This window comes from Lentisalinibacter sediminis, assembly GCF_040706615.1.
Lineage (GTDB): Bacteria > Pseudomonadota > Gammaproteobacteria > Steroidobacterales > Woeseiaceae > Lentisalinibacter > Lentisalinibacter sediminis.
Genome location: NZ_JAPDRF010000006.1, coordinates 191,565 through 215,270, shown reverse-complemented (window position 1 = coordinate 215,270; position 23,706 = coordinate 191,565). Strand labels below are relative to the sequence as shown.

Sequence of the window (23,706 nt, the reverse complement as noted above, 5' to 3'; positions counted from 1 at the left end):
CAGGCCCGATCCCAATATGACCGAAAAACGCGTCAACGACGTCGTGATCAAGATCGCGACCGTGAACGGCACCGGCTCCGCCAGCGCCAACGGCCTGCTCATGAAGTCAATCTTCCGCATGGGCGTCCCGGTGGTGGGCAAGAACTACTTCCCGTCGAATATCCAGGGCCTGCCCACGTGGTACGAGGTGCGCGTCACGGGCGCCGGCCACAAGGCCCGCGCCGGCCACGTCGACGTGATGGTGGCGATGAACGCGCAGACCTATGCGCAGGATCTCGCCGGGGTGGCCCCGGGCGGCTACCTCATCTACGACTCCACCTGGCCCCGCTCGAAGCTCCTCGACCGCGACGACGTCACGGTGATCGGCATCCCGCTGTCGAAGATGTGCAACGAGCACTTCGAGGGCGCGCGGGCGCGCATCCTGATGAAGAACATCGCCTACGTCGGAGCGTTGGCCGCACTGCTCGACCTGGACCTGGACATCATCCGCAGTAATCTCGCCGACACCTTCGCGAAGAAGCCGGCGCTGGCGGACTCCAACATGGAGGCGGTGAAGCTGGGCTACGACTACGCGATGCAGAACTTCCCCTGTCCGCTGCCGCTGACCGTGGAGAAGATGGACAAGACGAAGGGCCATGTGGTCATCGACGGCAACACGGCCGCGGGGCTCGGCTGCGTGTACGCGGGCGCGACCGTCGGTGCCTGGTATCCCATCACGCCGTCCACCTCGCTGATGGATGCATTCAGCCGCTTCTGCAAGCAGCTGCGCGTGGACCCGGAGACGGGCAAGAACAACTACCTGATCGTGCAGGCCGAGGACGAGCTCGCCGCCATCGGCATGGTACTGGGGGCGGCCTGGAACGGCGCCCGCGCCTTCACGCCGACCAGCGGCCCGGGCATCTCGCTCATGAACGAGTTCATCGGCTTCGCCTACTACGCGGAGCTGCCGGTGGTGATATTCGACGTGCAGCGTACCGGTCCGTCCACCGGCATGCCCACGCGCACCCAGCAGTCCGACATCCTGTCCTGCGCCTACGCCTCCCATGGCGACACCAGACACGTGCTGCTGTTCCCGGCGGACCCGCACGAGTGTTTCACCATGGCACCGGTGGCCTTCGATCTCGCCGAGCGGCTGCAGACACCGGTGATGGTGCTGTCGGATCTCGACATCGGCATGAACGACTGGATGGTGCCGGAGCTGACCTGGGACGATTCCTATCAGCCGGACCGGGGCAAGGTGCTGCACGCCGAGGATCTGGAGAAGATCGAGAGATTCCATCGCTACCTGGATACCGACGGCGACGGCATCCCGTACCGCTCGCTGCCGGGCGAGCACCCGAAGGGCAGCTTCTTCACCCGCGGTTCCGGCCACAACAAATACGGCGGCTACACCGAGGACGCCGACGAGTACCAGGACGTGGTGGACCGGCTGCTGGTGAAGTGGGACACGGCGAGGGAACTGGTACCGGAGCCGGTCATCGAGTATTCCAAGTTCAACCGGACCGCGGTGCTCACCGTCGGCAGCGGCGAGGCGGCCGTCCACGAGGCGGTGGAGCGGCTGGCGGAAGACGGCGTGAAGCTCAACTATTGCCGGGTGAAGGCCTTCCCGTTTGGCGAGGCCGTGCACGACTTCATCGCGAAACACGACCGGGTATACGTGGTCGAACAGAACCGGGATGCGCAGCTCCGTTCCCTGCTGATCCTCGATGCGGGCATCGACCAGAAGAAGCTGGTGCCGGTGCTGCACTACAACGGCATGCCGATGCACGCCGGCTTCGTCGTCGACCGCATCCGCGAGGACCGGAACAAACATGAGGCAGCATGAAGGCCCTCCTGCATGCCCATCGAGGCAACCGCTATGACCTACATACCCAAACCCAAAGTCGCCCACCCCCGCCTGCCGAAGAACGACCTCGGGCTCACCGAGCGTGACTACGAGGGCACCGTCTCCACGCTGTGCGCGGGCTGCGGCCACGACTCCATCACCAACGCCATCATCCGGGCGGTGTTCGAACTCTCCATCCCGCCGCATCGGCTGGGCAAGATGAGCGGCATCGGCTGCTCGTCCAAGACGCCGGCGTATTTCGTCGGGCCCAGCCACGGCTTCAACTCCGTGCACGGCCGCATGCCCAGCGTGACCACCGGCGCGAACGCCGCGAACAAGGACCTGGTCTACCTGGGCGTCTCCGGCGACGGCGACTCGCTGTCGATCGGCCTCGGTCAGTTCACCCACGCCATCCGCCGCAATCTCAACATGTGCTACATCATCGAGAACAACGGCGTGTACGGCCTCACCAAGGGGCAGTTCTCGGCATCGGCGGACGTGGGCTCCAAGGCCAAGAAGGGCGAGGAGAACCAGCAGCCGCCCATCGACCCCTGTCTGCTGGCGCTGGCCACCGGCGCCACCTACATCGCCCGCAGCTTCTCCGGCGACAAGACGCAGCTGGTGCCACTGATCAAGGGCGCGCTCACCCACCGGGGCTTCGCGCTTTTGGACGTCATCAGCCCGTGCGTGACCTTCAACGACCATGTGGGCTCCACCAAGAGCTACTCACACACCCGCAAGTACTACCACCAGGTGGTGGGCACGGATTTCATCCCGCCGGCGGAGGAGATCAAGACGGCCTACGAGGAAGGCGAGGCCATGCCGGTGGAACTCCATGACGGCAGCCGCGTGGTGCTGAAGAAGGTGGACAAGGAATACGACCCCACCAGCCGCGCCAAGGCCTTCTCCTTCCTGCGCGAACACGCCAACCGGGGCGAAGTCGTCACCGGGCTGCTCTACATCCACGAGCGCAAGGGCGACATGCACGCCGTCGGCAACACGGTGGAGCAACCGCTCAACTCGATCCCCTACGAGAAGCTCGGCCCGGGCACAGAGGTGCTGAGAAAGCTCCAGGAAAAATGGATGTAGGAGGGCCTTCAGGCCCGACCGAATCGCTGCCGATTCCGGACGGATCCGGTCGGGCCTGAAGGCCCTCCTACGTTTTTTGTGACCGACGCCGCATCCACACTCGCCGACTTCGCCCTCGGCCTCGATCCGTCCGGCATCCCCGCCGAGGTCGCCGAGCGCGCCTGCCTGCATATCCTCGATGCGCTGGGTGTTGCCCTGGCGGCCACCACCTACCCCTTCGCCCGCCGCGGCCTGGCGGCGATCGGCAGCATGGCGGGCGGCGGCGACTACCCGGTCATCGGCCGCCCGGAGCGCTTCGCGATGCGGGATGCGGCCATCGCCAACGGCTTCCTGATCCACGGCCTGGATTTCGACGACACCCACGGCGAGAGCATCGTGCATGTCTCCGCCAGCGCCGTGCCCACCGTGCTGGCCGCGGGGCTGAACGCGGGTGCCACGGGGGCCGAGGCCGTGGCGGCCTACCTGGTGGCGGTGGAAGCCGATGCCCGCATCGGCAGCGTCGGCGGTGCGTTCCAGAAGCGGGGCTTCCATCCCACCGGCGTGGTCGGGGCCTTCGGCGCCACGCTGGCGGCGGGACGCCTCTGGCGGATGGACCCGGCCGCCCTCGCCCGGGCGCAGGGCATCACGCTGAGTCTCGCCGGCGGCACGCTGCAGTTCCTGGAAGACGGTGCCTGGACGAAACGCATCCACCCCGGCTGGGCCGCCGCCTGCGGGCTGCAGGCCGCCGGGCTCGCCCGCGGCGGCTTTACCGGCCCCGCGCAGGCCTACGAAGGCCGCTTCGGCCTGTACCGCACCTATCTCGGTGAGGGTGACGGCGAGGACGACGGCTCCGCCCTGGCTGCGCGGCTGACGGATCTCGGCGAGCACTGGGAGATGCTGCGCGTGGGCATCAAGCCGTATCCCGTCTGTCACTACAACCACGCGTATGCCGACTGCGTACTGGCACTCGCAGCGGAACGCGGTGTGACGCCGGACGACGTGGAGCGGATGGTGGCGAGGGTGCACACCGACGAGGTGGACGTGGTCTGCGAACCCGAGGCGCGCAAGCGCCGGCCGCAGAGCGACTACGAGGCCAAGTTCAGCGTGCAGTACCTGATGGCTGCGACGCTGGTCAAAGGTCGCTTCACTCTCGATGAACTCGCGGACGAGGTGCTCACGGACGCGGACATCCTCGCGCTGGCGGACCGCTGCAGCTACGAGGTGGATCCGGAGTCGACCTTCCCGCGCTATTTCCCGGGCGAGGTGGTCGTCCACACCCGGGACGGGCGGCAGCTGCGCCATCACGAGTCCGTGAATCGGGGCGCGGACCAGCGGCCGCTGTCCCGCGCCGATATCGTCGCCAAGTTCGAGGACAACGCCGGGCGGGCGCTTGCGAGGCCCGCCGTCCGCTCGCTGCGGGATCGTGTCCTCGACCTGCCGTCGCTGCCCGGGCTGCCGACGGTCCTCGCGGCGATCACGGCGTAATCGAGCCAAGAAATCCTCCGCCGTTCCGTGGCAATTCCGTGGCAATTCCGTCGCAATTCCCCCGTTCAGCTTCCGTTCAGCGCTCCCCGTCTAGCCTGATTCTCCCGATCAAAGGGAGACGACCATGGAGCCGAGAACCACAACGTCGCACGGTGGTCGCACGGGGGCACGGGAGGCACGGCATCCCGCCGCCTTCTGGCACTACCTCGCCGCCACCGTCGCACTCGTCGTCCTGCCGGCGCTGAGCTTCGCCGGCACGGCGCCCACCATCCAGCTCTTCCCCACCACCGTGCTGGAGGACATCCGCCAGACCGGTGACGTGGCGGCCGAGATGGAGACCGGCCTGCAGGACGCCATCAGCCGGCTGGACCAGCAGCGCCGCCTCTACCAGGAGGCCAAGTGCGACGGCGCGGAGGACGACCCCGGCTGCCAGCGCATCGCCAAGCAGCTCGGCGCCACCTATCTGGAGATGTTGAACATCATGTCCGAGCGTCTGCCGGACATGGAGCGTTCCGTGCAGAACACGCACGCGAGCCTGGAGCGCCGGCTCAGGAGCGAGCTCGGCAACAAGATGACCTCCTGGACCCTGCAGGAGACCCTGCTCGGCGCGGGCGAAGCCTCGAAGGCGGAACCGGCGCCGGTGTTGCGCGGGCGTTCCGGCATCCGATTGTCCCAGCGCTTCGAGCAGTACTACAAGCTGGTGGCCACCTCGTCCGTGAATCGCAATAGCCATTCGCTGGCGGTGATCGCCTCGGACATGTACCTGGACATGGCCGAGGCGTCGGATCTCATCGCCCGTACGCGCGAGGAGATCGCCCGGGCCACGCTGATGGAGCAGCTGAACCAGTCCTTCGGCGTCATCACGCCGGAGATGCAGGAAGTGGTGGACGGGGTGAAGGCCATTCTTTTCGGCGACTACGAGCCGGGCCCGCAGATCGCCGCACCCCCGCCGGGGACCTTCGAAGAGGAATACACGAGCCCGCTGGAGTTCTGACGGAACCCCGCGGCCGAGGAGGAGCGACATGAATCCGAGTAACATCCGCACGGGCCTGATGCTGGCGATGGCCCTCGGCGCACTGGCCCTGGCCGGCTGCGCCACCACCACCGCCGACTGCAGCCTGCCGCGCACGGCCAGCCTGGATCAGGCCATGGACGCGGCCGAGGCGAAGCTGGCCGACGGCTGCGAGGCCGAGTTCGACCGCTACTACGCCGAGCTGCTCGGCATCGCCGAGGGCGACCCCGGCCCCGACAACAAGCGCAAGTTCTCCGACTTCCTGCTGACGGCCGCGGATCAGGGACTGCTGTCCAAGCGTCAGGCGGAGCGTGCGTACAACCGTTACTTCAACGTGAAGTACGTCTCGCTCATTGGCGACTACAACAACTGCGCCTATACCTGCCCGCGCAAGCGCCAGGTGCTGACCGCCATGGAAGCCGAGCTGCTGGACAAGGAGCAGGGCCTGCTCAGGGTGAGCCAGGATGCGCCCGGCTATTACCGGGCCGACCGGCTGTACCAGGAGACCGAGCTCGTGCTCGAGGCCACCTGCACGGCCTGCGCGGCACGGTAGGAGGCAGTGGTGACGGCCACAGTCGGCAACGGCGGTTTCGCCAGCGGTCTCGCCGCCGGCGTGCTGGCGGGGCTGGTGGCGGCCGGCGGCATGATACTCGCCGCCGATGCGCTTGCCCCCGCCGGCGGCGTGCCGGCCTGGACGCTGGCCGAAGCGCTGGACTGGGCGTATCGCAACCTGGGGCTGTCGCTGCCGGTATTTGCCGTCGTGCTCGGGCTGTACGTGCGTAGCCTGTCCCGGCTGCGCCGCCGGGTCGCGCGCGGTGCGTCTCTCGATGCCGTGGCCCATGCCGAACAGCTCACCGATACCTGGACGAGCCTGTTCTTCGGCGTGGGCGTGATCTGGACCGCGATCGGCATGCGCGGCGCTCTGCTTTACGCGCTCGGCGATCCCGCGGCCAGCGTGGACGACGGCGCCTTCGCCGTGCTCCAGCGCATGGTGAACGGCGGCATCCTGGTGGCGCTCTCCACCACCATCTTCGGCGGCATCGGCGGTTACCTCATGCGGGTGGTGAAGACGCTCACCGTCGGCGCGCCGCTGCGCCGCTATTACGAGGCGACCGCCGGCGAGACCGGCGCGCAGATGCTGGCGGCGCTCGCGCGCATCGAGGGGCACCTGGCCGTGCTGGCGGCGCCTGCCGGCCGCAAGGAGGAGGGAGATGGGCAGACAGCCGTGGACGGGCTCGCCTTTCCCCGGCGCGGCTAGCGGCGAGGGAGGCATGGAGCACCTCGAGACGGACGTGATGCGCTTCATGGCCATCCTCGCGTTCTGTCTGGTGGCCATCTTTGCGCTGGTGCAAAGCGTCCCCGAACAAGTTGCAAAACGCACAAAAGAGGTGCCGGACACCGTAAGTTCAGTTACGCCGCAGTCGGTCGAACCCGCACCGGCTGCGCCCCCCGAGGCCGTACCGCGGCCGGAGCCGCAGCCCCGACCCGAGCCGGCACCGCAGCCGGAGCCCGCGTCCCAACCGCAACCCGTCGCCGCGACAGTGCCCGAACCCCGGCTCGAGACGCCGCCGCAGCCGACGTCGGAGCCATCGCCCCAACCGGCCACGCAACCGGCGCCTGAGACACGGCCGGACGCTGCGCCCGCGGTGCCCGCCGCCGAACCGCAGCCGGGCTTCTCCCTGCGCTTCGATTCCGACGCGGCCCTGGTCGGCCTGGTGGAGCGCAGGGAAGTGGCGCTCTACGCCTTCGCCCGGGACCGGGTCTGGCGTTTCATGATGGTGGACGGCCGGCCCGCCTTCCGCACCGCCGCCGCCCCCGGCCAGGTGCACGAAATGACACCGCAGACGGTGCCCGCCGCCGTGCTGGATACGCTGCGCCGCAATGCGGTGGTCCCGCCCGGCGGCGTACGGTGGGGGGTGACGCTGCCGCCGGCCACCGCTGCCGCCCTCGGCCGCGTGATCGCCACCAACGACGGCGGCGAGCTCGTAATCGACGCCGACGGATTCCTGCGGCTGGAGGATCCCTCGTGAACGCGGGCGCGCGGATTCGGCGTCTCGCCGGGCTGGTCGTTCTGGCACTGTCCGCTGCCGGCTGCGCCACGGCGGACTACGGCGCATTCGCCTGGTCCGGCAACGACGAGTCGTCCCTGGAGGCCTGGTTCGACCAGGACCTGGAACCCTACCTGGCCGAGACGCTGACCAGCCATCCCCGCTTCCGCCGCGAGACCGTCACCGTCGCCGTCATGCGCGGCGACGAGCCGCAGGCGGCAACGGATTCCCTGTCGCGGGCGCTGTCGCTGCGGCTGACGCGCTTCCTGCAATCGACGCCGGGCGTAAACCTGATATGGGAGGGCGGCCGCAGCGCGGGCGACTGCGTCCGTCGGGAAGACGCTCACTACGTCATCGCAGTCGACCTGCAGCAGAGCGGCCCCGGTTCCCACCGTCTCGCCATCCGTGCCCTGGACCGGGAGGAGGGGCTGTGGGTCACGGGATTCGGCAAAGAATGGAACGGCCGGCTCACCCGCGGACAGTACGCGCGCTCCCGCCAGCCCGCCGCCACCGCGGAATCCCGCGGCCTGCGCGACGACCCCTTCCGCGAGGACGAAGGCGATCTGCTGGCCGAACGGCTGGCGGCGCAACTGGCTGGCGATTTCTGCGGCTTCGTCGGCGAGCCGCTGGTGGTGCACGCGGAGGCCGCCGGCCAGGACGACTTTGTTGCCGACACGGTCCAGCTGGTCGCGAACAATCTGGCCCGCTCGCCGCACATCCGCAGCGTGCCGGATCCGGCCGCGGCGAACCTGATCCTGAGCGGCCGACTGTATGCCATCGACGGCGATCTGCAGCAGTTCTGGGTGCAGGCCCGCCCTGCCACGGCCGGCGCGGGTTTCCCGGTCACCGACGTGGCGGCCTACGTCGAAACGTCCATGCCCGGCCGCCTCGCCCGGCGGTCGCCGCCGGATGTGCCGTCCGCTGCGCCGGCCGCGAACGAGGCACTGCCCGCCGCGCCGCCGGCACGGGATGCCGGCTTCGGCTCCGCCGGCCCCGTCGAGCTGGGCGCGCTGCGGCTGCTGACGCCGAACGATTACTGGATGTGCCGCCGTACCGACCCCTGGCGCCGCGGCGCCAGGGTGCTGCGCCCGGGCGAGAGCCTGGCCGACGACGACTGCTTCGCGCTGGAGATCGAGGTCAGCGGCGACGCCGAGGTCTTCCTGCTGCGCCGCGACCCCGCGGCCGGACTCGTGCGCATGATGCCGGGCCGCTGCGGCCGCCACGGCCGGGTGCCCGGGCGTACCTACGGCGAGGCCACATTGCGATTCCCGTCGGCGCCTGCCGGTCGGGCGCACGCGCTGCGCCCGCCCCGCGCCGCGATGCGCGAGCGCTGGATCGCTCTGGCACTGCCGGCGGATGCCGGTTCCGCCGATCTGCGCCGCCACCTGGCCCGACTGCCCGACGACTGTGCGGCGGAGGACGGCGCGTCCGTCGACGCCGATGCCTGGCTGGCGGGCCTGGACCGACTGACGAGCGCGGCGATCTCCGTGCGCCGGCTGGACGTCCCGGTGGGCCGCCAGACGGCGAGGAGGGAATGAGGCCATGATGCGCTTGCTCGGATTCCTGTCGGGTCTCCTGCTGGTGACCGCCCTCGGGTTCGTCGCCCTGGAGCATCCGCCGACCTGGCTGTCCGGCGGCGAGGATGCCGGAGGCACGATTCGTGATGAAAGCGCCATGGCGGCACCGCCGGAATCAGATCAACAGCCGGTTATGCCACCGGCCCCGGTCGAGACACTGCCGCCGGTGGACGACCCAGCGCCGGCGCCCGCGGCGGCAGTCGCCGCGGGCGCCGGGGAAGACTCGGGCGACGACCACGCTGCTATCGCCGCTACGGCCGCCACGGCCGCCACGGCCGCCGACGACGCGGGCGAGTCCGCCCGCCAGTGGCACGCCTTCTGGCAGCCCTTCCACAGCGAGATCTCCGCCGAGGGCTTCCGCCGGCGGCTGGAGGGCGTGACCGGCCTCGACTACCGCGTCGTCTCGCCGCGGCCCGGCGAGTATCAGGTGGCCTTCGCCTACCAGGACGAGGCCGAGCGCCAGCAGAACCTCGCCGCTATCGAGGAGGCCACGGGTCTCGTGCTGCGGAGCCGGGTGCTGTGAGGGCCGGGCTCGTCATCGCCGGGCTGTGCCTCGCGCTCTGGGCTCCGGCCGGTCTGGCCAGCAGCGAGGCGAACGGCCGCGAGCTGGCCGTGGCCTGGCAGCAGTACGTCGCTGAACACGCGCACCGGGAGCCGGCGGCGAAATTCCCTTACGGCGAGTGTTTCCGCCGTGCCGCCATCGTCAACCAGCTGCCGGAGACCCTGCTGCTGGCGGTGGCCCGGGGCGAGAGCGATTTCGACCCGACGGCCCGCTCCCATGCCAACGCCCACGGCGTGATGCAGATACTCTGGCCCGGCACGGCGCGCCATCTCGGGCTGTATCTGCTCTCCGATCTCTACGAGCCGTGCAAGAATATCGATGCCGGTGCGCGCTACCTGAAGGAGCTGCTGGCGCGTTACGACGGCGACCTGCACCTGGCGCTGGCCGCTTACAACTACGGCCCGAGCCGCATCCCGAAGTCCGGCGTCATCCCGTCCGGCGCGGTCTGGTACAGCGGTTACATCTACCGCCACCTGCAGTACGTGCTCGGCCGCAGCACGCCGGCGGGCAAGCCGCCGCAGGACTACGGCGAGCAGGGCAAGCTCACGCTCATCAGCTTCGCCGCCCCCTATCGGGCGCAGGCCTTCGTTGCCGCGCTGGAGCAGGACCCGGGCGGCCTTGCGGTGGACTGGTTCCGCGCGGGTGCCGCCGAGTTCCGCGTGGTGCTGCTGTACGAGGACGAGGCGGACCTCGAGCGCAGCCGCCGCCGGCTGGCCCGGGCGGGCTTCCCTCTGCCCTGACCGCCGCCGCGCCGGCGCCCGCTGCGCCAATCGCGCCATTTGCGCAATTTGCCACCGTCGATCGTGGCGCTACCATGCGCTTTTCCCGTCACCGGGCCGCCACCCTCATGCATCCGCTCGACCATCTCTATCTGCTGCTGCTCGTGGTCGGCCTGCCGCTCTACAGCGCCTGGTCATGGCGGCGCTGGCTGACAAAGCTGGCCGCCGGCCAGCGGCCGCGGCGGTTGCGGCTCTATCTCGGCAGCCTGGCGCAACTCTGGCTCGTATTCGGCGTGCTCGCCGCCTGCTGGTGGTGGCTGGGCCGCTCACCCGCGCCGCTCGGCTTCACCGCGCCCGGCGGCACCGGCTTCTGGCTGGGCGCCGTCCTGGTGGCGCTCGCCACGGGCGTCTTCCTGCAGTCCTGGCGCGGCATGGCGCGGGCCGATGCGGCGGACCGCCGGCGCTACCGCGAGCAGCTGGCCGAACTGGGCCACATGATGCCGCGCGACGGCCGGGAATACGGGGCGTTCGTCGCGCTCTCGATTACGGCAGGCGTGGTGGAGGAAACCCTCTTCCGGGGCTGGCTCATCTGGTACCTGCAGGCGTGGATGCCGCTCACCGCGGCCGTCCTGGTCTCCTCGCTGCTGTTCGGCCTCGCGCATGTCTACCAGGGCCCTGCGGGCATCGCCAAGACCGGCGTCATGGGACTGTTGCTCGCGCTGCTGTACCTGCTGAGCGGCTCGCTCTGGCTGCCCATCGTCGCCCACGCCATGGTGGACGTGCTGCAGGGCGCCACCATGATGGAGCTGTACAGGCGCCCGTCCGCCGACGATGACGATGACCGCGGCGACGGCGACGACCACGAGCCGCCGGCTGCTACCATCCCGCGATGACCCCCGAGAGCAAACTGCCCGAGGTCGGCACGACCATCTTCACGGTGATGTCCGCCCTGGCTACGGAACACGGCGCCATCAACCTCTCCCAGGGCTTCCCGGACTTCGAGCCGCCCGGCTTTCTGCTGGACCGGGTCACCCACCATCTGCACGCGGGCAGGAACCAGTACGCGCCCATGGCCGGCGTGCCGGCGCTGACGGAGGCCGTGGCGGAGAAGATCCGCGGGCTGTACGGCGCGGCCGTCGACCCGGCAGCCGCGGTCACCGTCACCAGCGGTGCCACCGAGGCGCTGTTCTGCGCCATTCACGCCGTGGTGCGGCCGGGTGACGAGGTGATCGTCTTCGACCCCGCCTACGACGCCTACGAGCCTGCGGTGCGGCTTGCCGGCGGACGCACGTTGCATCTGCCGCTGGCGGCACCGGACTTCGCCCTGCCCTGGCCCGCGCTCGAGCAGGCGCTGACGCCCCGCACCCGGCTGGTGATCGTCAACTCGCCACACAACCCCACCGGCGCGGTGCTGGCAGCGGAAGACCTGGCCCGGCTCGGCAGCCTTCTGGCGGGACGGGAGTGCTACGTGCTGGCGGACGAGGTCTACGAGCACATCGTCTTCGACGGCGCCGCCCACGCGAGCGTGCTGGCGGAGCCCACGCTGCGGGATCGCAGCTTCGCCGTGTTCTCCTTCGGCAAGACCTACCACGCCACCGGCTGGAAGGTGGGCTACGCCGTGGCGCCGCCCGCGCTCACGGGGGAGTTCCGCAAGGTGCACCAGTTCGTCACCTTCACCACCAGCACGCCCATGCAGTGGGCGCTGGCGGACATGCTGCGCGAGCATCCCGAACACCACCGGGGGCTGTCCGCGTTCTACCAGGCCCGCCAGGACCGTTTCCGCGAGATGCTGGCGCCGTCGCGCTTCGAGCTGCTGCCCTGTGCCGGCACCTATTTCCAGCTGGCCGACTACGGCCGCATCTCCGACGAGCCGGATATGGAGTTCGCCCGCCGCCTCACTACGGAGCACGGCGTGGCCGCCATCCCCGTCTCGGTCTTTTACGATAGCCCGCCGGACGCGTGTCTCGTACGCTTCTGTTTCGCGAAGGAAGAACAGACGCTGGCCCGGGCCGCGGAGGTACTGTGCAGGATCTAGAAGTCGCCATCATCCAGGACGAGCTCGACTGGCACGACCCGGCCGCCAACCGGCGCCGGTTCGACGAGCACCTGCGGCATCTGCCGCCGGCGGACCTGATCGTGTTGCCGGAGATGTTTACCACCGGTTTCACCATGGCCGCCGCCGAGCACGCGGAGACGATGGACGGGCTCACCGTGGCCTGGATGCAGGAGCATGCCCGCAGTCGCGATGCCGTGATCTGCGGCAGCGTCATCATCCGGGAGACGCGCTTCGGCGAAGCGCGCTACTTCAACCGCCTGATCTGGGCGACGCCGGAGGGAACGGTCAATCACTACGACAAGCGCCACCTGTTCCGCCACGCCGGCGAAACGGAGCACTACGGCGCCGGAAGCGACCGGGTGGTGGTGGAGCACCGGGGCTGGCGCATCGCGCCGATGGTCTGCTACGACCTGCGCTTTCCGGTCTGGAGCCGCCACCGTAACGACTGCGACGCCCTGGTGTACGTGGCCAACTGGCCGGCGGCCCGGCATTTCGCCTGGGAGACGTTGCTCAGGGCCCGGGCCATCGAAAACCAGTGCTACGTGATTGGCGTGAACCGGGCCGGGCGCGACGGCAACGGGCTCGACTACCGGGGCGGCAGCGCCGCCCTCGACTTCCTCGGCGCCACGCTGCAGGACTGCGGGCAGGCGCCCTGCGTGACCACCACCGTCCTGTCTCTCGAGGCCCTGCGCACTTTCCGTCGGGAATATCCTTTCCATCTGGACGCAGACCCCTTCCGTTTGTCAGACTAGTACGACTGAACATAAGGCGCCGGTGCGGGGCAAGGACCCGCCCGCCGTGCGCCCCGGCGCCGCCAGAAATGCTCCGCCCGCCGGGCGGGGAAACGGAGAGAGCGGCCGCCGCAGCCAGTGCCGGCCCCGGCACCGAAGGCGCTCCGCGGGGACCGCTCCGAGGAGCGCGGACATGGCTACGACCCGTCACCATCACTGGCGCTCGCGTGCCGACGAGCGCTACACGCCGCAGGCTGCCACCGAATCCTCCGGAGAACGCGCGCTGCAGCGCCTCATCGAACCGGCCGGCCTGACCCTGAACGGCAACGAGCCGTGGGACCCGGTGATCCGGGACCAGCGGGCCTGCGCCGAGATTCTGCGCCGCGGTTCCCTCGGCGCCGGCGAGGCCTACATGCGCGGCTGGTGGGATTCCCGCGACCTGTCCGACCTGTTCTACCGGCTGCTCCGGGCCGGGCTGCCTGGCGGCTTCGGCCGCTGGCAGGTGCTGAAGCTCGCCCTGCGGGAATGGCTCACCAACCCCCAGCGGGCCGGAAAGGCCTTCGAGATCGGTGAGGCGCACTATGACCGGGGCAACGACCTGTTCCGGGCCATGCTGGACAAGCGCATGGTCTACAGCTGCGGCTACTGGGATGGCGTGGACGACCTGGATGCCGCCCAGGGCCAGAAACTGGACCTCATCTGCCGCAAGCTCGGCCTGCGCGCCGGTCAGCGGGTGCTCGACATCGGCTGCGGCTGGGGCAGTTTCTGTCGCTTCGCCGCCGAGCGCTATGGCGTCCCGACGGTGGGCGTCACGGTCTCCCGGGAGCAGGTGGAGCTCGGACGCGAGTTGTGCGACGGCCTGCCCGTGGAGCTCAGGCTGCAGGACTACCGCGAGCTGGACGAGCCCTTCGATCACATTGTCTCGGTGGGCATGGCCGAGCACGTGGGGGTGAAGAACTACGGGACATTCCTGGATGTGGCGCGGCGCTGCCTGAAGCCCGACGGTCTGTTCCTGCTGCACACCATCGGCCGGTCCCGGACTACCCCCACGGCGGACGCCTGGGTCAGCCGCTACGTCTTCCCCAACGGCCATCTGCCGTCCCTGCGCCAGCTCACGGCCGCCTGCGAGGGCCGCTTCGTGGTGGAGGACGTGCACAACTTCGGTGCCGATTACGACCGCACGCTGATGGCCTGGTTCACGAACTTCGACGCCGCCTGGCCGGCGCTGCGGGAGCGCTACGACGAGACCTTCTACCGCCTGTGGAAGTACTACCTGCTGTCCTGCGCCGGCGCTTTTCGCGCCCGGGACGTCCAGCTCTGGCAGCTGGTGCTGTCGCCGCGGGGCGTGGAGGGCGGCTATCGGCGTCCGCGCTAGTGCGCGATAGTCGTCCCCGGGAGGTATTGCAGACCCCGATTGCCGATGGTAGCTTGTTCAACAAGACTTACACGGGAATATCGAGGGACTGACCATGCCTGTCGAACGCGTCGCACACATCGAGTCCACCGTCCGCACCGAGGATCACCCCTACCTGAATCTGCAGGAAGGGTGGCGGCCCAACTACGACGAGTACAACGCCACCGACATGGAAGTGATCGGCGAGATCCCCGCCGACGTCGACGGCGTCTATCTGCGCAACACCGAGAACCAGGTGCACGAGCCCATCGGCCGTTATCACCCGTTCGACGGTGACGGCATGATCCACATGATCAGCTTGGCCGACGGCAAGGCGGAGTACCGCAACCGTTTCGTCCGCACCAAGGGTTTCATGGCGGAACAGGAGGCCGGCCGTTCGCTGTGGGCGGGGCTCATGGAGCACCCGTCCTCCTCCACGCGCCCGGGCTGGGGTGCCCAGGAATGGCTGAAGGATTCCTCTTCCACCGACGTCATCGTGCACGCCGGCCGCGTGCTCTCCACCTTCTACCAGTGCGGTGAGGGCTACCGGCTCGACCCCTACACGCTGGAGCAGTTCGGCACCGAGGGCTGGGTGCCGCTGGACGGCATCTCCGCCCACACCAAGCTCGACGAGCAGACGGGCGAACTCCTGTTCTTCAACTACTCCAAGCATCCGCCCTACATGCACTACGGCGTGGTGGGGCCGGACAACAAGCTCAAGCACTACGTGCCGGTCCCGCTGCCGGGTCCGCGCCTGCCCCACGACATGGCGTTCACGGAGAACTACGCGATCCTGAACGACATGCCGCTGTACTGGGACGAGAAGATGCTGGAGCGCGGTGTGCATGCCGTGCGCATGCACAAGGACACGCCGACCCGCTTCGCCGTGATCCCGCGCATGGGCCAGCCCGAGGACATCAAATGGTTCGAGGCCGAGCCCACCTACGTGCTGCACTGGCTGAACGCCCGGGAGGAGGGCGACGAGGTGGTCCTCGACGGCTACTTCCAGGAGCATCCGGAGCCGGCCAACTACGACGGCGCGCCTTCCGGCTTCGAGCGCATGATGGCCTATCTCGACCAAGGCCTGCTCATGCCGCGCCTGCACCGCTGGCGTTTCAACATGAAGACCGGCGAGACGAAGGAAGAGCGCCTCGACGATCGCACGCTGGAGTTCGGCACCATCAACCAGCGCCACGGCGGCCGCGCCTACCGCTACGGCTACAGCGCGGTGCCGGTCGACGGCTGGTTCATGTTCAAGGGCTTTACCAAGCACGATATGGAGACGGGCGCCTCCTCGACCGTGGAGCTCGGCGAAGGCCGCTACGGCAGCGAGGCCGGCTTTGCCCCCCGCGTGGGCGCGAAGTCCGAGGACGACGGCTATCTGGTCACCTTCGTCTCCGACTTGAACGAGGACCGCTCCGAGGCCCTGCTGATCGACGCCACCGACTTCGAGGCGGGACCGGTCTGTCGCATCATCCTGCCGCACCGCATCTCCAGCGGCACGCACGCCACCTGGGCACACGGCGAGGACATCCGCAAGGCGCAGCAGACGCTGGGCCTTTGACCGCGGCCTTTGACGGTAGGAGGGCCTTCAGGCCCGACCCCGCGTCGGCCGCGAGTCATGGTCCATGGTCGGGCCTGAACGCGATCGGGGCTGAAGGCCCTCCTGCGGTGCGATGAACCGCGGGTTTCTCCTCCTGGTCTTCGTCGCGCTCGGCGGTTGCGCCGGAGCACCCGATCGCGCAACCGACTGCACCGCCCTCGCGGGCCGGCACGTGCCGGGTGGCACGATCACCGCCGCGGATGTCGTCGAAGAAGACGACGGACTCCCCGCCTACTGCCGCGTGCGCGGCGTCATCGATCCCCGCATCGGCTTCGAGGCCCGGCTGCCGGTCGCCGGCTGGAACGGCAGGTACTACCAGGCCGGCTGTGGCGGGTTCTGCGGCAGCGTCCTCCCCGACAAGCCCGGCTTCTCCAACACCATCAACGAGGCGCTGAAGCTCGGCTATGCCGCCATCACGACGGACGCCGGCCACAGCGGCGATCTGGGCGACGCCTCCTGGGCGGCGGACGACGCCGAAGCCGTCGAGGTCTACGCCCACCGCGCGATTCCGCTCACCCATCGTTTCGGCACCGCGCTGGTCGCCCGCTACTATGGCGATGGGCCCCGCTACGACTACTTCGGCGGCTGTTCCAACGGCGGCCGCATGGGCGCGATGGCGGCGCAGCGCTACCCCGCACTGTTCGACGGTATCCTCGCCGGCGGCTCGGTGCTGGACCTCTCCGGGAACGGCGGCATCTACGGGCCCTGGGTGGTGCAATCGAACACGGACAGTGACGGCGCGCGCATCCTCACCCGGGAGAACTTCGTCCACAAGCTGCCCGCGCTGGCCGCCGAGGTGCTCGCGCAATGCGACGGCGCCGACGGCCGGGACGACGGCCTGATCTCCGCGCCGCGGGCCTGCACGCCGGACGTCGAGGCGCTGCCCGCCTGCCGCGATGCGGCTGCGCCCGACGATGCTGTCTGCTTCACGTCCGCCGAGCGCCGCGTGCTGGAACGCTGGTACGCGGGCCCGCGGGATTCCGCCGGCCGGCAGCTCTACCCGGGCATGCCGCCCGGCAGCGAGCGCTACTGGGCCGTGTGGTTCCTGGATGCCGGCGGGCGCACGGCGCCGGGCAATGCGCTCGGCAGTGATTACCCGAAGTATCTCGGCCTTGCCGGCCGCGTCGGCGAGGACTGGAGCGCGCTCGATTTCGACTTCGACGCGGACCCGGCGCGACTCGTGCAGACGGCCTCCCTGCTGAACGCCACCGATCCGGACCTGGCCGAATTCCGCGCCGCCGGCGGCAAGCTCCTGATGTGGCACGGCTGGGCCGATCCGCTGGTATTGCCCGACCAGAGCGTCGACTATCACCGCCGGGTCGCCGCGGCGGCGGGCGGCGGTATCGACGATTTCCTGCGCCTCTTCATGATCCCCGGCCACGGCCACTGCTGGGAACTGCCGGCGGAGACGCCTGATCGCTTCAACCCCATCCGCGTGCTCGAGCGCTGGGTGGAGGAGGGTCGCCCGCCCGAACGCATCGCGGCCACCGCCGCGGATCCGCGCGCCGCCCGTGTGACGGAGGCGCTGTTGTGTCCCTGGCCGGACCCCGCCGTGGCCGCAGGGAACGAGGGAGAGCCGGACCCGGTCTGCACGTCGCGGCAACACTGACGAAAAAATGACTGCCAGTTGCCACCCCGACCGGGTATCTTGCACAATTAGACGCAGACGCCATCTCAGAGGGGAGATAGTCCATGAAGCCGAGAATACTTTTCGCCAGTTGCGCGAGCGCTTGCCTGTTGCTCACCACCCAGCCCGTGATCGCCCAGGAAGCGGGCATGCTCGAAGAGATCATCGTGACCGCGCAGAAGCGGGAGCAGAGTCTCCAGGAGGTGCCCATCTCGGTGACCGCCATCGGCGAGCAGGCCATCCAGGAAGGGAAGATCACCGGCGTGCAGGACGTGGCGCTGGAAACGCCGAACTTCACCATGACCCAGTTCAACATCGGTGAGCCCCAGTACTACATCCGGGGTATCGGCAATTCCCTCGACTCCGCTGGCAGCGACCCGGCGGTGGCGACCTTCATCGACGAGGTCTACATCGGTCGTTCCGCGGGCACCGCCATGGATCTCTACGATCTGGACCGTGTGGAGGTGCTGCGCGGGCCCCAGGGCACCCTGTTCGGCAAGAACGTGGTCGGTGGCGCGCTGAACATCATCACGAAGAAGCCGAGTCCCGAGTTCGAGGCGAAGTTCGGCGCGACGGTTGGCAACTACTCCCAGACCGTGCTGCGCGGCTTCGTCAACGGCGCCATTGCCGACAACGTCTCCGGCAAGCTCTCCGTCAGCCGCCGCCAGCGCGACGGCTACGTGGATAACGTGGTGGACGGCGAGGAATACCACGACGAGGACAACTTCAGCGCCCGCGGTCAGCTCCTGTTCACGGTGTCGGACGCCACCGAGGTGCTGGTCGGCTTCGACTGGACCACCGACGACCAGGCCGGCAATTGCCGCAACGTGAACAACCTGGACAAGAACGACCCGCTCGGGCTGGCCGTGTTCTACCCGCCGGTGATCGCGGCCACCACCGGCGGCGACGTGCGCAAGTGCGCCTCCGAGGCGGATGCCTTCCAGGAGCGCGACATGCTCGGCACGCTGCTTCGCGTGGACCACGACTTCGCGAACTCCACGCTCACCTCCATCACCGCCTACCGGGAGACCGACTACGCCTGGCTGGAGGACCTGGCCGGCATGCCGCTGGGGGACACCCCGTTCAACCTGACCGATACCGTGGATGAGGAAGCCGACCAGATCAGTCAGGAGCTGCGGCTCGCTTCGACCGGCGGCGAGACATTCGACTGGCTCGTCGGCGCGTTCTACATGACGGAGGACGTGGATCGGAAGGAGCGCTACATCGGTTCCTTCCATGCACCCCTCGCGGCTCAGGGCTTCGCGCTCCTGAACGGCGACGTGCAGTTCAACCAGATCAACGAGACCACCAGTACGGCCCTGTTCGGCAAGATCGACTGGTACATCAGTGAGCGCCTCACCTGGAGCATCGGCGCCCGCTACGCCCGCGACGAGAAAGAGATCGAGCAGGCCGTCGAGAACTTCGAGGATCCCGCGTTCGACAGCGCTTTCCTGAGCCAGCTGCTCGGCGTGCCGGTGAATCTCGTCGTGCTCGGAATACCGGTCAACGGACCCACCGAGCTGCTTACCTTCGTCAACACCGGTAATCCCGGCGTTCTGAACACGCCCTACAACACCACGGCGGACGAGAGCTGGAGCGAGTTCGTGCCCTCGACGAACGTCAGCTATCAGTTCAACGACGACGGCTTCGTCTACTTCACGGCGGCACGCGGCTACAAGAGCGGCGCCTTCGTGAGCCAGACCGCCACGCCGCAGGCGGCCGCGACGCCGCTGGATCCGGAGATCGCCACCAACTACGAGCTGGGCGTGAAAAGCGAGTTCCTGAACAACCGGCTGCGGGTCAACGCGGCGGTCTTCCGTATGGACTACGAGGACCTGCAGGTCTTCCGGCTCGACGGCTCCCTGCTGATTGCCGCCAACGCGGAGGCCACCAGCCAGGGCCTGGAGCTGGATACGACGGCGCTGCTGACGGACAACTGGGTCGTGAACTTCAACTACGGTTACCTGGACGCCGAGTACGACCAGTTCATCTCCGGCGGCGAGGACTTCACCGGTAACCGGCTGCCCCGCGCGCCGGAGAACAGCTTCAGCGTAACCAGTAACTACACCTTCAACCTGGCCGGCGGCTCGAGCATGGACTTCAACCTGAACTACGCGTATCAGGATGATTTCTTCCACGACCCGAGCAATGCCAACGGCTCCGGCGAGGACGGCTACGGCCTGCTACGCGCCGGCTTCACCTGGACCAGCGCGAGCGGCGCCTGGGACGTGACGGCGTGGGGCAAGAACCTCACCGACGAGGAGTACCGCACTCACACCATCATCAGCAACATCGCCGGTACGGTGGACTTGTGGGGCATGCCGCGGACGTACGGCCTGACGGTGAACTACCGGATGCAATAACGGCAATGTGGGAGGGCCTTCAGGCCCGATCAATCGCGGCTGAAGCCGCTCCTAACATTGTCTATTGGCTCCGGTCGGCCCGGACGACCCCGCAACCCTTGTCCACCCGATGGCGGGCTCGTAGCCGAGAGGCTTGGCACCAGTCAGTTGGCGTCACTGACTGGCGGATCCTCTCGGCCACGGCGAGGCGGCCGCAGGGCGGCCACAATAGAAGGGTATCGGGCCTGAAGGCCTTCCCACAGTCGGATCGGGCCTGAAGGCCCTCCTACTGCCAGGCCGGGGCCTTGCCCCGGCGCGGGGCGATCGCCATCCGGTGGGAGACCGAGGCCTGGTAGCGGCGGGAGTGCACGGTGTCCACGACGTGGTAGCGGGCCTCGGCCCGCTCCCGGCCGAGCTCAAGCGCCAGGAAGCCGCGGTGGGCGGCATCCGTGTGGTGCAGGTTGCCGTTGGCCTGCCGCAGCATCTGCTCGATGCGGGACGGCGCGAGGCCGAGGGTCTCCGGATAGCCCGGTGAGCTGATGGAAGTGGCGCCGAATTCCACGGCCGCCGGTTTCCCGCTCGCCGGGTCCAGCACGTCCAGCGCCCAGGCGGCGTGGGAGTCGCCGCTCAGCACCACGGGGCTCGCCTCCGTCGCCCGGCACTGCTGGAGCAACCACGCCCGCTCGGCCGCGTAGCCGTCCCAGCTGTCGGCGCTCAGCGGCACGCCGAGGCGGGTGAAGTCCACGTACGGACGCACGTAATCCGGCAGCGCCCCGATCTCGGCAGCGTTCATGTTCTCCGCCAGGTTGGGCGCCGTGATCTGGGCCATCAGCACCTGGTTGCCGAACAGCTGCCAGGGCTTGCCCGCCTCGCGGGAGCCGGCGAGACGGCTCGCGACGAAGCGGCGCTGCTCGTCCGACAGCAGGCGACGCGCAGGGTCCGCCAGGTCGGCCGCCAGAGTGTCGGCCTCGACGGATGCCGGCATGTCCAGCTGGGGGCTGCGCGCCGACAGCCGGGTTTCCAGCATGACCAGCGTGGCCAGGTCGCCGATCTCGAAGGCCCGCCAGTTGGCCGACGGGTCGTCGCCGCGCGGCTCCCGGATGGGCATCCACTCGTAATAGGCCTGCATGGCGGCCCGGCGCCGGAGCGGCCACTCTCCTTCACTGTCGTCGTGGTTCTGGGCGCCGTCCCGCCAGGCGTCGTTGGCGGATTCGTGGTCGTCCCAGCTGACGATGAACGGATGCCGCGCGTGCACGGCCTGCAGGTCCGGATCGCTCTTGTACTGGGCGTGGCGCAGGCGGTAGTCGTGCAGGCTCACCACCTCGTGGCCCGGCACGGATGCCCGGTGCAGCTCGCGGGCGCGGGCCGAGGCGTAACCGGTGGCCTCGTACTCGTAGATGTAGTCGCCGAGGTGCAGCACGACGTCGATGTCGTCGGTCTGCGCCATGGCCCGATAGGCGTTGAAGTAGCCGGCGGGGTAGTTCGAGCACGAGCAGGCCGCCACCACGAAGCGGTCCACCGGACCCACCGGCAGGGTCAGCGTGCGCCCGGTCTGCGACACCGCGCCCAGGGCCCGGAAGCGATAGTAGTAGTGGCGGCCCGGATCGAGGCCCTCCACCTCCACCTTGACGGTGAAGTCGCGCGCGGGCAGTGCCGCCGCCGTGCCGCGGCGCAGGATGCGTTCGAAGTCCGGATCGGCGGCCAGCTCCCAGGCCACCTCCGTCTCGGCCTCGAAGCGGGGCGTCACCCTGGTCCACAGCAGGACGCCGGTGGCGGTCGGGTCGCCGCTGGCGACGCCGTGGACGAAGCTCGCGGCCGGGCTGGCTTTCGCCGGCGGCAGCGCCAGTGCCAGCGCGGCGCCGGGCAGCACGTGGGTGACGAATCGGCGTCGGGTGAGTTTCATGGCTACGGCTCTCGAGGTCGCCCCGGCCGTAGCCTACCCGAAGAAGGGCCGGCACGCCCATCGGAGCGTGCCGGCCCGCTATGCGGTATGCGTCAGTCCGCGAACTTCACTTCCTGCAGGATAATGGTGCTGCCGATGGTGCGCAGCTCCTCGCGGTCGATGGCGGCGCTGCGCATCGCCTCCATGGAGCCCTTGAGCTGCTCGGACACCTTCTCGAAATACTCGATACCGAGATCGAAGGCCGCGTAGTTCTTGTAGGTAACGCTCAGAATGAGGTCCGGCTCGCCCTCGCGGGCGCTCGGGTTCGAATACATGGCGTAATCGATGACGTGGCCGTCCTTCTTTTGGATATCCAGGGACTTGCGCCACAGGCTGTTGAGGTCGTTGATGTAGGCATTGAACATGCCGGGCTTGATGTGCACGTGGGTGATCTGCACCACGTGGCCGTCTTCCCAGTTGCGGGAATGGTCCTGGGCGATGGCGCCCGTGGCAGTCAGGCACAGCAGTACTGCGGCCGCGAAAAGGCCGGTGATCTTCGTCTTCATTGCGCTCTCCCCCTTGCGGGTATTGGTTTTGATTGTGGTGTTGGTCGGCGGCCGGAGCCGCCGGGCCACTATACGCACAAGTTCCGGCGACGGTTAACGTCATCGGCCAGCGAGCCGAGCGGCCCGGATCAGATCAGGACTTCACTCAGGGGGCGGCGGACGCTCGCCTTCGTCTGCGGGCCGTAGCCGAAACGGAGCAGGAGCTGGGGCGCGTGGTCCGTGCCCATCACGTCCTGCAGCAGGGGGCGGAGCTGGGGCGTCTCCAGCGGTTGGTTGAGGTAGGCCGCGGTGGCGCCGTCGGCGGCGAGGCGCAGCAGCACACGGGACAGCGCCCGGCCGGCCCGCAGCCAGTGGCCGACGTCGTCTTCGGGCGTGCTCAGAATGGCCAGCAGGGGCGAGCCGGCCATGATCTTCTTCGCATCCCCGGCGGCGACGCCGTTGCCGAGGTCGAACGTGCGGATCACCAGGGCGCCCACCGGGGAGAGCACGTCAGGCACCCCGAAGGCCTCGCCGGACATGCCGTCCCGGCTCTCGGAGCGGCGCGAATGCACCCACGAGGCGAGTTCCCGGCGGAAGCCCGCATCCGCGAACTGGGTGCGGTCGCCCTCGGCGACGAGGTCTGCGATCTCGGCCTTGGTGGTCTCGTCCGCCACCAGGGTCAGTTCGGCGCCCTGATGCCCAGCCAGTTCCCGGCAGCGGGCCTGCAGCGCCGGCGGCAGGCGGCGTTGCTCGAACGCGTGCCGCGTCGTCCGCCGCTCGGGGATGGCCTCGAACAGCGCCCGGTCCTCCTCGTCCGGCGTCACCGCTTCTCCCAGGCGGAACACGGCGAGCAGGTCCGGTTCCCCCTCGTCGGGCAGCAGCTCCGGCACCGGTGACCGCCCGAAATAGCGCGCGGCGACGGCGAGATGGTCCAGGGCGGCGCCGCAGGACATGGTGAGCTCCCGGTCCTGGGGGTCCACCACGGGCAGCGCACGCCGACGGTCGGCATACAACTCGACCGCATCCTCGTGCAGGCGGAACAGCCACGGCTGCGAGTTGTGACCGGAAGGCGCCTGGATGGCGTAAGCCAGCAGGAAACCGAGCTGGTCCTTTTCGCTGCCGTCGGCGGGGAACGGCGGCTTCTTCTTCGCGGCGGTGCTCTCCATGGCCCTGCTCCGTGACCGGTCCTGCCGACGCTAGGTGCGTCCCCGGGGAGCGGCAATCCGGGCTT

At 69.0% G+C, this 23,706-nt stretch carries 20 protein-coding genes; 17 read left to right on the top strand and 3 right to left on the bottom strand.

Going from position 1 to position 23,706, the window contains the following annotated elements; all coding sequences use genetic code 11:
- Positions 1-16: 16 nt before the first annotated feature.
- The 17 genes from ACJMKX_RS14975 (at position 17) to ACJMKX_RS14895 (ending at position 20,069) form a co-directional block, all read left to right on the top strand.
- The gene (locus ACJMKX_RS14975; RefSeq protein ID WP_405227176.1) at positions 17-1,825 is read left to right on the top strand and encodes a 2-oxoacid:acceptor oxidoreductase subunit alpha; all 1,809 of its coding nucleotides are present in this window, start codon (positions 17-19) and stop codon (positions 1,823-1,825) included.
- Positions 1,826-1,858: 33 nt separating this feature from the next.
- Positions 1,859-2,914, top strand: coding sequence for a 2-oxoacid:ferredoxin oxidoreductase subunit beta (locus ACJMKX_RS14970; protein ID WP_405227173.1), 1,056 nt, complete (start codon positions 1,859-1,861; stop codon positions 2,912-2,914).
- 78 nt (positions 2,915-2,992) lie between these two features.
- Entirely contained in the window at positions 2,993-4,378 is a 1,386-nt protein-coding gene (locus ACJMKX_RS14965; RefSeq protein WP_405227170.1) for an MmgE/PrpD family protein, read from the top strand.
- A gap of 124 nt (positions 4,379-4,502) precedes the next feature.
- Positions 4,503-5,372 (top strand): hypothetical protein, encoded by an 870-nt coding sequence (locus tag ACJMKX_RS14960; RefSeq protein ID WP_405227168.1) that lies wholly within the window; start codon positions 4,503-4,505, stop codon positions 5,370-5,372.
- A gap of 28 nt (positions 5,373-5,400) precedes the next feature.
- Positions 5,401-5,943 (top strand): hypothetical protein, encoded by a 543-nt coding sequence (locus tag ACJMKX_RS14955; protein WP_405227165.1) that lies wholly within the window; start codon positions 5,401-5,403, stop codon positions 5,941-5,943.
- 9 nt (positions 5,944-5,952) lie between these two features.
- The gene (locus ACJMKX_RS14950) at positions 5,953-6,648 is read left to right on the top strand and encodes a hypothetical protein (RefSeq protein ID WP_405227162.1); all 696 of its coding nucleotides are present in this window, start codon (positions 5,953-5,955) and stop codon (positions 6,646-6,648) included.
- Positions 6,602-7,420 carry a hypothetical protein gene (locus tag ACJMKX_RS14945; protein WP_405227159.1) on the top strand — a complete coding sequence of 273 codons (819 nt, stop codon included), beginning with the start codon at positions 6,602-6,604 and terminating at the stop codon, positions 7,418-7,420. Before ACJMKX_RS14950 ends, ACJMKX_RS14945 begins: the two co-directional genes overlap by 47 nt.
- Positions 7,417-8,976 (top strand): hypothetical protein, encoded by a 1,560-nt coding sequence (locus ACJMKX_RS14940; protein WP_405227156.1) that lies wholly within the window; start codon positions 7,417-7,419, stop codon positions 8,974-8,976. The genes ACJMKX_RS14945 and ACJMKX_RS14940 overlap by 4 nt, the downstream gene beginning before the upstream one ends.
- 4 nt (positions 8,977-8,980) lie before the next feature.
- A complete protein-coding gene (locus ACJMKX_RS14935) occupies positions 8,981-9,538 on the top strand; it encodes a hypothetical protein (RefSeq protein ID WP_405227154.1) in 558 nt (185 codons plus the stop codon).
- Entirely contained in the window at positions 9,535-10,317 is a 783-nt protein-coding gene (locus ACJMKX_RS14930) for a lytic transglycosylase domain-containing protein (protein WP_405227151.1), read from the top strand. Before ACJMKX_RS14935 ends, ACJMKX_RS14930 begins: the two co-directional genes overlap by 4 nt.
- A 74-nt stretch (positions 10,318-10,391) precedes the next feature.
- A complete protein-coding gene (locus tag ACJMKX_RS14925; protein ID WP_405227149.1) occupies positions 10,392-11,189 on the top strand; it encodes a CPBP family intramembrane glutamic endopeptidase in 798 nt (265 codons plus the stop codon).
- Positions 11,186-12,331 carry a pyridoxal phosphate-dependent aminotransferase gene (locus ACJMKX_RS14920; protein WP_405227146.1) on the top strand — a complete coding sequence of 382 codons (1,146 nt, stop codon included), beginning with the start codon at positions 11,186-11,188 and terminating at the stop codon, positions 12,329-12,331. Before ACJMKX_RS14925 ends, ACJMKX_RS14920 begins: the two co-directional genes overlap by 4 nt.
- Positions 12,319-13,104, top strand: coding sequence for an amidohydrolase (locus ACJMKX_RS14915; RefSeq protein WP_405227144.1), 786 nt, complete (start codon positions 12,319-12,321; stop codon positions 13,102-13,104). The genes ACJMKX_RS14920 and ACJMKX_RS14915 overlap by 13 nt, the downstream gene beginning before the upstream one ends.
- A 172-nt stretch (positions 13,105-13,276) precedes the next feature.
- The gene (cfa, locus tag ACJMKX_RS14910; protein WP_405227142.1) at positions 13,277-14,458 is read left to right on the top strand and encodes a cyclopropane fatty acyl phospholipid synthase; all 1,182 of its coding nucleotides are present in this window, start codon (positions 13,277-13,279) and stop codon (positions 14,456-14,458) included.
- Positions 14,459-14,552: 94 nt separating this feature from the next.
- Complete coding sequence (locus tag ACJMKX_RS14905) at positions 14,553-16,040, top strand: carotenoid oxygenase family protein (RefSeq protein ID WP_405227140.1); 1,488 nt, start codon at positions 14,553-14,555, stop codon at positions 16,038-16,040.
- Between the two features lie 112 nt (positions 16,041-16,152).
- On the top strand, positions 16,153-17,688 hold the full coding sequence (locus ACJMKX_RS14900) for a tannase/feruloyl esterase family alpha/beta hydrolase (RefSeq protein ID WP_405227137.1): 1,536 nt from the start codon (positions 16,153-16,155) through the stop codon (positions 17,686-17,688).
- Positions 17,689-17,771: 83 nt separating this feature from the next.
- A complete protein-coding gene (locus ACJMKX_RS14895) occupies positions 17,772-20,069 on the top strand; it encodes a TonB-dependent receptor (RefSeq protein ID WP_405227134.1) in 2,298 nt (765 codons plus the stop codon).
- Between the two features lie 265 nt (positions 20,070-20,334).
- Here the strand turns inward: ACJMKX_RS14895 and ACJMKX_RS14890 are convergent, their stop codons facing one another.
- The 3 genes from ACJMKX_RS14890 to ACJMKX_RS14880 form a co-directional block, all read right to left on the bottom strand.
- The gene (locus ACJMKX_RS14890; RefSeq protein WP_405227131.1) at positions 20,335-21,951 is read right to left on the bottom strand and encodes an alkaline phosphatase D family protein; all 1,617 of its coding nucleotides are present in this window, start codon (positions 21,949-21,951) and stop codon (positions 20,335-20,337) included.
- Between the two features lie 92 nt (positions 21,952-22,043).
- The gene (locus tag ACJMKX_RS14885; protein WP_405227128.1) at positions 22,044-22,496 is read right to left on the bottom strand and encodes a hypothetical protein; all 453 of its coding nucleotides are present in this window, start codon (positions 22,494-22,496) and stop codon (positions 22,044-22,046) included.
- Positions 22,497-22,624: 128 nt separating this feature from the next.
- Positions 22,625-23,641: an Acg family FMN-binding oxidoreductase gene (locus ACJMKX_RS14880; RefSeq protein ID WP_405227126.1), complete on the bottom strand. Its 1,017-nt coding sequence runs from the start codon at positions 23,639-23,641 to the stop codon at positions 22,625-22,627.
- Positions 23,642-23,706: the final 65 nt, after the last annotated feature.

Excerpts from the sequence above, each read along its gene's own strand:
- ACJMKX_RS14905 (WP_405227140.1), top strand. The coding sequence starts at position 14,553 with ATGCCTGTCGAACGCGTCGCACACATCGAGTCCACCGTCCGCACCGAG.
- ACJMKX_RS14890 (WP_405227131.1), bottom strand. The coding sequence starts at position 21,951 with ATGAAACTCACCCGACGCCGATTCGTCACCCACGTGCTGCCCGGCGCC.
- ACJMKX_RS14920 (WP_405227146.1), top strand. The coding sequence starts at position 11,186 with ATGACCCCCGAGAGCAAACTGCCCGAGGTCGGCACGACCATCTTCACG.
- cfa (WP_405227142.1), top strand. The coding sequence starts at position 13,277 with ATGGCTACGACCCGTCACCATCACTGGCGCTCGCGTGCCGACGAGCGC.
- ACJMKX_RS14945 (WP_405227159.1), top strand. The coding sequence starts at position 6,602 with ATGGGCAGACAGCCGTGGACGGGCTCGCCTTTCCCCGGCGCGGCTAGC.
- ACJMKX_RS14895 (WP_405227134.1), top strand. The coding sequence starts at position 17,772 with ATGAAGCCGAGAATACTTTTCGCCAGTTGCGCGAGCGCTTGCCTGTTG.
- ACJMKX_RS14960 (WP_405227168.1), top strand. The coding sequence starts at position 4,503 with ATGGAGCCGAGAACCACAACGTCGCACGGTGGTCGCACGGGGGCACGG.
- ACJMKX_RS14925 (WP_405227149.1), top strand. The coding sequence starts at position 10,392 with ATGCGCTTTTCCCGTCACCGGGCCGCCACCCTCATGCATCCGCTCGAC.
- ACJMKX_RS14880 (WP_405227126.1), bottom strand. The coding sequence starts at position 23,641 with ATGGAGAGCACCGCCGCGAAGAAGAAGCCGCCGTTCCCCGCCGACGGC.
- ACJMKX_RS14975 (WP_405227176.1), top strand. The coding sequence starts at position 17 with ATGACCGAAAAACGCGTCAACGACGTCGTGATCAAGATCGCGACCGTG.
- ACJMKX_RS14885 (WP_405227128.1), bottom strand. The coding sequence starts at position 22,496 with ATGAAGACGAAGATCACCGGCCTTTTCGCGGCCGCAGTACTGCTGTGC.
- ACJMKX_RS14900 (WP_405227137.1), top strand. The coding sequence starts at position 16,153 with ATGAACCGCGGGTTTCTCCTCCTGGTCTTCGTCGCGCTCGGCGGTTGC.
- ACJMKX_RS14970 (WP_405227173.1), top strand. The coding sequence starts at position 1,859 with ATGACCTACATACCCAAACCCAAAGTCGCCCACCCCCGCCTGCCGAAG.
- ACJMKX_RS14935 (WP_405227154.1), top strand. The coding sequence starts at position 8,981 with ATGATGCGCTTGCTCGGATTCCTGTCGGGTCTCCTGCTGGTGACCGCC.
- ACJMKX_RS14955 (WP_405227165.1), top strand. The coding sequence starts at position 5,401 with ATGAATCCGAGTAACATCCGCACGGGCCTGATGCTGGCGATGGCCCTC.